This window comes from Bartonella saheliensis, from assembly GCF_902162175.1.
In genome coordinates, this window is sequence record NZ_LR607249.1 from 1 (window position 1) to 7,388 (window position 7,388).

Here is a 7,388-nt window from a genome sequence, read left to right on the forward strand (position 1 = left end):
ATGCACGTGATGTTTCTGCTTTTTTAATGTGGGCTGCTGATCCTCATATGGAAATTCGTAAAAAAACTGGTTTTCGTGTTATCTTATTTTTGATCCTTTTTGGAGGGCTTGTTTATATTTTAAAAGCTCATCTCTGGCGTGGTTTAGAAAAAAAATGAAAGGAGAAGGTAAAAGTCTAGCAGAAAAAATTATAGGAACTGGTCTTGAAAGAGTATAAAGAGTGTAGGGAACAATTCTGATTATGATGCATTGACACTTTATAAAGTAAAAGCAAAGTAAAAACGGAGATGTTAAAATGAAGAAAATTGCCTATACTGCTCTTATATCAGTTTTGATGGCTTCTAGTACTTATGCTCAGTCTTTCGAAGTCCCTTCTAAACCTGAAATGATTTCTTCTACAGGTATTGTTCAGGTGGGATCAGATATGTCTGTGCGTTATGTTACACCTTTAGCAACGGATTTTGTTGCTTCAAGTCTTATTGGTGCAAATGTATACAATATAGAAAATGAAAATATTGGTGAAGTAAAAGATATTATTTTGCGTGAAAATAATATTGCAGGGTTTGTGGTTGCTGTTGGTGGTTTCCTTGGTATAGGGGAGAGTTATGTGGTTGTTTCTCCAGAAACAATTCAGATGACAAATGATTATGGTAAGTGGAAACTTATTACGAATGCAACAAAAGATTCTTTAAAGGACGCTCCAACATTTAAATACGAAGGACGTTGGGCTCGCTAATTTCGTGTTTCCATTGTCTATGATTAGAACAGTTGCTGTCATAACATGTGATGGCACTGTTTTTTATACAGAGCGTTTGAGAAATGTAAAAACTTTAGGCAAGAAGCTCTTTTTGTTTTTTTAAGAACTCAAAGGAAAATTGAGATTAGATCTTAATAATTTCAATCTGTTTGAAAGAAAAATACTCTATACGTTTCAGCTTAAAAATACTTTCAACAGAATATTTGCTTCTTAAAGCTTTCTAGAAGGGATATTTGTAAACCCTATCCCTACTCTTTAATTTGCTTAAAAGGCACAAAATATTAAGAGAGAGCGACTCTTTAAGTATTATGTTTAAACAACATAATATCGCCGTCTTGCACAATATATTCTTTACCTTCATCACGGGCTTTCCCTGCTTCTTTTGCACCGTTTTCTCCTCCTAAGGTAATATAATCTTCGTAGCTAATGGTTTGAGCGCGAATAAAACCACGTTCGAAATCTGAATGGATAACACCGGCTGCTTGGGGGGCTTTTGTGCCACGTCTGATCGTCCATGCACGTGTTTCCTTCGGACCACAGGTGAAATAAGTAATGAGATCCAGTAAAGAATAGCCAGCACGAATAAGGCGGTTTAGACTTGGTTCAAAGAGCTCTAGGGCATTAAGATATTCTAAAGCTTCCGTCTCATTAAGTTGCGTGATTTCAGCTTCGATAGAAGCAGAAATGATAATGCTTTGAGCATTTTGCTCTGTTGCCATCTTTTCGACCATTTGTGTCAAGTTATTTCCATGAGCAGCGTCATTTTCACTTACATTGCATACATAGAGGACGGGTTTAGAAGTGAGAAGATTTAAACTCTCAAGGATGCGGCGTTCTTCGGAAGAGATATCTTTAAGCAATAATCGAACAGGATTTCCTTTTTGTAGTAAATTTAAGGCTGCTTCCATAACGGGTAGAATAGTAAGAGCTTCTTTATCTTTTCCAGTGGCACGTTTGCGAATTTGTATGATTCGTCGCTCCAAACTTTCAAGATCCGCAAGCATAAGTTCTGTTTCAACAGTTGTGGCATCAGAAAGGGGATCAATGCGTCCTTCTACATGGGTAATATCATCATCTTGAAAACAGCGTAAAACATGAATAATGGCATCAACTTCACGGATATTGGCTAAAAATTTATTGCCTAAACCTTCCCCTTTTGAAGCGCCGCGCACAAGTCCAGCAATGTCGACAAAACTGATGCGTGTGGGAATGATTTCTTTTGAACCAGCGATGGAGGCAATTTTCTCCATCCGCAAATCTGGCACAGCAACTTCACCGGTATTGGGTTCGATTGTACAAAAAGGATAATTGGCAGCTTGTGCTGTGGCTGTTTTTGTGAGTGCATTAAAAAGGGTGGATTTACCTACATTCGGCAATCCCACAATACCGCATTTAAAACCCATGAGTTTGTCTTCTTTTCTGTTGATTGTATGGTTAAGATAACGCTTGTTTAGCGTTTTTATAGCATATTTTGAAAAGAGTTATAGTCTCTTGTTGCTGTAGGTAAGGAAAAAGTCTATGGTGAAAAAAATAATTTGCCTTTTTTCCATCATATTTAAAAGTCTTCTATCTTCATGATGGGAGAATTTTAAATTAACATTAACAATGTGCTAAGTTTTTCATAGTATGCAAATCTGCATAAGAATTAATTGGAGAAAATAGAGAGTGTTATCTCGTCGTGCCTTTTTAATTGCAGCACCTTTGGCTTTGGTTGGATGTGCTACGCGTCAGTCAAATATGTTGTCTGTTACTTCTCAACAAGTTCGACACATTCCAGCAGAAATGCAGGCCTTGTATGGTCCTATAACAAATGAGCCTTACTTATTGCCTGCTATTGATCTTGCAACAATTGATCCAAAATTTTGGCGACAAAGAGTGATTTATTATACTTCTTATCCTCCTGGAACACTGGTTGTCGATACGCAGGAATGTTTTCTTTATCTTATTGGTGAAAATGGAAGCGCTTTGCGTTACGGCATTGGAGTTGGTAAGGAAGGGTTAGCATTTGAAGGTGAGGGAATTATACAACGCAAGCGTCGATGGCCAAGTTGGGTTCCTACAGCAGCAATGATGGCCAGAGAACCAGAACGTTATGGGCATTTGGGGAAAGGAATGCCACCAGGAGCTGATAATCCATTGGGAGCACGTGCACTTTATCTTTTCAAAAATGGACAGGATACGCTCTTCCGTATCCATGGCTCGCATGAATCGTGGTCGATTGGTCGTGCTATTTCAAGTGGGTGTATTCGTTTGCTGAATCAGGATATTATTGACCTTTATGATCGTGTTCCGGTTGGTTCGCGTGTGGTGGTGCTGCAAAACAATGCCAGTGCACCTCGTGTGTTAAGCCAACAAGCCAATGTGTATGATCCCCTAGAGTCCACCATTAATCCTAGTAAATTGTTTTAATTTTCAAGAGCTATTTTAATTGAAATGTCATTGAATCTTTATGGATTGTACTCCTGTTGGTTTACATATCGTGATATTGTGAAATTGGTGGGAAGATTTCTAAGGCTTTAAGTGAACAGTATAAGCGTATATCATAAAGTTAACTTTTCATCTCAATAAATCTTTGATACTTAAAAGAGAATGTGATTATTTTTTGTTTGCTTCTCTCCTTTTCTTAAAGGAGGGAGGATGCAGCAGAACTGTACAAAGCAATGTTGTGTTATTCTGTTTGATGGATAAGGAGCTGTTATTATAGACTTTTATTGCTCATGATTTGTGAGATTCCCTTGATAAAGGCACCTTTATCACCTTTTATAAGAAGAGCGATATTTTTTGCAATTGCCTCTAAGAGGGAAGGTAACCATTCTTGGTCAGATTTTGTGAAATTTCCCAAGACGTACTGATGGACAAGCTCTTTAGAATTAGGGCGCCCAATTCCTAAGCGTACACGGCAGTAGTCAATACCGCAATGGGCATCGATAGATTTTATACCGTTATGTCCGTTATTTCCTCCACCGGTTTTTACACGAACCTCTCCTGGTGGTAAGTCTAATTCATCATAAATGATAATCAGATTCTTCACATCTAATTTATAAAATCGCAAGGCTTCGCCAATGGCTTGGCCGGAGAGATTCATAAAGGTTTGCGGTTTAATAAGAAAAATCTTCTCACTATTTATGAAACCGCTAGAGATTTCTGCTTGAAACTTTTTTGACCATGGAGAAAAAGACAAAGACTGATAAATGGCGTCAATAGCCATGAAACCGATATTATGACGGTTGTTTTGGTATTGTGAACCAGGATTGCCAAGACCAGCAATAAGCCACATGTGCACCTTCAGTAAAGTGTGAGGGGTTTGTAAACACCTCTATAGATTAGGGCAGAGGTTAAGGCGGGAAAAGTTCCCGCCTTGTGAAACTTATTAGTTTTCGTCAGTTTCATTTTCTTGTTCGGAACTTTCATCACTGACACCCATGCCAGCAGGCGCTGCAATGGTTGCAATGGTAAAGTCTCGATCTTGAATGACTGGTGTCACATCTTTTGGCAATTGTACTGCTGAAATATGGATAGAATCACCAATAGAATAGCTGGAGAGGTCAATTTCAATCGCTTCAGGGATAGCATTTGCTGGAGCAGTACATTCAATTTCATGGCGAACAATATTGAGGACGCCTCCCTTTTTAAGGCCAGGAGCTGTATCTTCATTGAGGAAGTGTACGGGGATATTTACTTCCACAACGGATTTTGCCGAAATACGAAGAAAGTCTACATGGAGGGGAAAATCACGTACGGGGTCTAATTGATAATCTTTTGGGAGAACCATGATTTTTTCTTTACCAATTGCAATTGTTGCAACGGTGGTACGAAATCCGCCAGCGTGAATTTTGTAAAAAATTTCTTTATAGGGAACTGTAATTGCCAAAGGTGGTTGTTTTTCACCATAAATGACAGCAGGTATAAGACCGTTACGGCGAAGTTCACGGGAGGACCCCTTACCAACCCGCTCGCGTATTTCGGCCTTAAGAGTGTAGCTTTTGCTCATAATTTAAGTCCTTTTACATGATTGGAGATCCATCAAAAACCAACAACAGTTTTTGTATGAATATGAAGATATGCGCTAACTCATAGCGATTGCTCCATTCTGCGCTGCCTCCAAGGGTGTCTACGCAGAAGACTTCTCTATAATTCAAACTCTGCGCAGATGCAAGAGTTGTGGGAAAAATCGATGATTTCTACCGTTGAGAAAAAGGAAATGTTACAAACGTGGTTTAGAATAAATATCAGCCGATATATTCAAAAGCAAATACTGGAGATGTTATGAAAGTTGAAATCGCCTTGGGTGAGACGGCAGAATGTAATGCTTTGCGTAAATCCGTATCAGCATGTATTGATTTGGAAGAATTATTGGCAACACGTCTTTTGGTACAAGGCAATTCAGGTTCAGGGAAATCACATCTTCTACGACGTTTGCTTGAACAAAGTGCTCCATGGGTGCAACATTGTGTGATTGATCCAGAGGGCGATTTTGTCACTTTGGCAGATAAATTTGGTCATGTTATTGTTGAGGCGCAACGCAGCGAACTAGAATTGACGCGTATTGCTCATCGCATTCGTCAACATCGGGTTTCGGTGGTGTTCAATCTTGAAGGTTTAGATACGGAACAGCAGATGCGTGCTGTGGGGGCTTTTCTTGGTGCGTTATTTGATGTGGAACGTGATTATTGGTATCCTATGCTTGTGGTGGTTGATGAAGCACAATTGTTTGCTCCAGCGGCAGCGGGAGAAGTTTCTGATGAAGCGCGTAAAATTTCGCTTAGCGCTATGACAAATCTTATGTGTCGAGGGCGAAAACGAGGGCTTGCTGGTGTTATCGCTACACAGCGTTTGGCTAAGCTTGCTAAAAATGTTGCTGCTGAAGCATCCAATTTTTTAATGGGGCGGACTTTTTTAGATATTGATATGGTGCGTGCTGCTGATCTTTTGGGAATGGAACGTCGTCAAGCAGAAATGTTTAGAGATCTTGAACGGGGTCATTTTATAGCTTTAGGACCTGCTTTATCACGACGTTCTTTGCGGATTATTATTGGTCCTGTTGAAACATTAGCACGTTCTTCTAGTCCCAAATTAATGCCTCTGCCAACAGAGCGAATGGATGCAAAAGAACTGGTTTTTACTGCTGCACCGGAAGAAATTTTAATTCCCTGTAAACAATCACGAGAGCCGGTGCGGGAAAAATCAATTCATGAAATGTTAGAAGAAGCTGTACATAAAAAACAAGAGTTATTGGAAGAAAGCCCAAGCTTATTTCCGGAGCTTTCTGTTGTAGAGAGAGAGAGACAAGTAGAACGTGTTATTCGGGAAATTCTTGATGATCCTGAGGCTTTTTATCGTTCTACAGCGGTGCTTTATCAAGATTTCTTGGTGCGTTGTCGTATTCATGGACTTTCAGGAGACCCTTTGAATCTTTCACAATTTCGACGTAAATTGGCTGTTGCTCAAGCTTGTGTTGATGAAGAAACCGCTGTGAGTGAAAATTGGAAACGCCTTTTGCAACTATCAGAAAGTTTAGAAGATGATGTTCAAGGTGTCTTTTTGCATGTGGCACAGGCTGCTTTGAAAGAAAAACCTTGCCCATCAGATGCATTTTTAGCGCGTCTTTACGGAACCCATTCGCTAAGCCGTGCACGCCGACTCTTAAGCTATTTTGAAGAACGCGGCTTTATTGTTATCCATACACATTTTAATGGCCAACGCATTATAGCTTTCCCTGATCTTGGTGTGAAAACAGCACCAGGAGATCCCAAAGAACCTGTTTAACCGAATAAACTTGAGACAGATTGTTCTGCTGCTGTTCTGGCGATTGCTTCGCCAATCAGATCGGCAATCGGTAAAACGCGAATATTATACGCCTTCTCAATTGCTTCTGTTGGCATAATCGAATCTGTAATAACCAATTCTTTCATCTCTGAGTTGGTGATACGCTCAATAGCATTTCCAGAAAGAACGCCGTGTGTGATGTAAGCTGTAACACTATTGGCACCGTGTTTGAGGAGAGCACTTGCTGCATTGCATAGTGTTCCACCGGAATCAACAATATCATCAAGCAAAAGACAATCTTTTCCAGAGACATCTCCGATAATATTCATAACCTCTGATTCACCAGGGCGTTCCCGACGTTTATCAACAATAGCCAGCAAACTATTTAAGCGCTTGGCAAGCGAACGGGCGCGTACCACTCCTCCAACATCAGGAGAAACAACAATAACATTTTCAAGCGAGTAATGCATTTTGACATCGCGAGAAATAACTGGAACAGCATAGAGATTATCTGTGGGAATATCAAAAAAGCCCTGAATTTGTCCGGCATGAAGATCCAATGTTAAAACGCGGTGGGCTCCTGCTTCGGTAATCAGGTTGGCAACAAGTTTTGCGGAAATGGGGGTACGTGGTCCAGGTTTACGATCTTGGCGCGCGTAACCAAAATAGGGGATGACGGCTGTAATCCGACGCGCCGAAGAGCGGCGAAGCGCATCAATCATAATGAGCAATTCCATTAAATGATCGTTGGCTGGATAGGATGTGGATTGTAAAACAAACACATCTTGTCCACGTACATTTTCATGTAATTCTACAAAAATTTCTTGATCAGCAAAGCGTTTTACGGTTGCTTTGCCTAAGGGAA

Annotated in this window: 8 protein-coding genes; 4 read left to right on the forward strand and 4 right to left on the reverse strand. The window is 40.1% G+C overall.

Annotated elements, in window-relative coordinates; genetic code table 11:
- Positions 1-158: cytochrome c1 (locus tag FS875_RS08925; RefSeq protein ID WP_246067893.1), on the forward strand; the 158-nt coding region annotated here is incomplete at its 5' end.
- A gap of 137 nt (positions 159-295) precedes the next feature.
- Positions 296-736, forward strand: a complete 441-nt coding sequence (locus FS875_RS08930; RefSeq protein ID WP_144755831.1) for a PRC-barrel domain-containing protein — start codon at positions 296-298, stop codon at positions 734-736.
- A 320-nt stretch (positions 737-1,056) separates the two neighbouring features.
- On the opposite strand, the gene ychF is transcribed toward FS875_RS08930, so the two are convergent.
- On the reverse strand, positions 1,057-2,160 hold the full coding sequence (gene ychF, locus FS875_RS08935) for a redox-regulated ATPase YchF (protein WP_144755834.1): 1,104 nt from the start codon (positions 2,158-2,160) through the stop codon (positions 1,057-1,059).
- Between the two features lie 262 nt (positions 2,161-2,422).
- On the opposite strand from ychF, the gene FS875_RS08940 reads away from it, so the two are divergent.
- The gene (locus tag FS875_RS08940; RefSeq protein WP_144755837.1) at positions 2,423-3,166 is read left to right on the forward strand and encodes a L,D-transpeptidase; all 744 of its coding nucleotides are present in this window, start codon (positions 2,423-2,425) and stop codon (positions 3,164-3,166) included.
- 289 nt (positions 3,167-3,455) lie between these two features.
- Here FS875_RS08940 and pth read toward each other — a convergent pair whose 3' ends face one another.
- Together pth and FS875_RS08950 are read right to left on the reverse strand one after the other, a co-directional pair.
- The gene (gene pth, locus FS875_RS08945) at positions 3,456-4,034 is read right to left on the reverse strand and encodes an aminoacyl-tRNA hydrolase (protein ID WP_144755840.1); all 579 of its coding nucleotides are present in this window, start codon (positions 4,032-4,034) and stop codon (positions 3,456-3,458) included.
- Between the two features lie 93 nt (positions 4,035-4,127).
- A complete protein-coding gene (locus FS875_RS08950; protein WP_144755843.1) occupies positions 4,128-4,748 on the reverse strand; it encodes a 50S ribosomal protein L25/general stress protein Ctc in 621 nt (206 codons plus the stop codon).
- Between the two features lie 275 nt (positions 4,749-5,023).
- Here FS875_RS08950 and FS875_RS08955 point away from each other — a divergent pair, with 275 nt between their 5' ends.
- The gene (locus tag FS875_RS08955) at positions 5,024-6,523 is read left to right on the forward strand and encodes a helicase HerA domain-containing protein (RefSeq protein WP_144755846.1); all 1,500 of its coding nucleotides are present in this window, start codon (positions 5,024-5,026) and stop codon (positions 6,521-6,523) included.
- Here the strand turns inward: FS875_RS08955 and FS875_RS08960 are convergent.
- Positions 6,520-7,388, reverse strand: an 869-nt coding sequence (locus FS875_RS08960; protein WP_144755848.1) for a ribose-phosphate pyrophosphokinase, incomplete at its 5' end; no start/stop codon positions are given. The genes FS875_RS08955 and FS875_RS08960 overlap by 4 nt on opposite strands.

Bases quoted from the DNA above. Each gene is read 5' to 3' on its own strand.
- FS875_RS08955 (WP_144755846.1), top strand. From the start codon at position 5,024: ATGAAAGTTGAAATCGCCTTGGGTGAGACGGCAGAATGTAATGCTTTG.
- ychF (WP_144755834.1), bottom strand. From the start codon at position 2,160: ATGGGTTTTAAATGCGGTATTGTGGGATTGCCGAATGTAGGTAAATCC.
- pth (WP_144755840.1), bottom strand. From the start codon at position 4,034: ATGTGGCTTATTGCTGGTCTTGGCAATCCTGGTTCACAATACCAAAAC.
- FS875_RS08930 (WP_144755831.1), top strand. From the start codon at position 296: ATGAAGAAAATTGCCTATACTGCTCTTATATCAGTTTTGATGGCTTCT.
- FS875_RS08950 (WP_144755843.1), bottom strand. From the start codon at position 4,748: ATGAGCAAAAGCTACACTCTTAAGGCCGAAATACGCGAGCGGGTTGGT.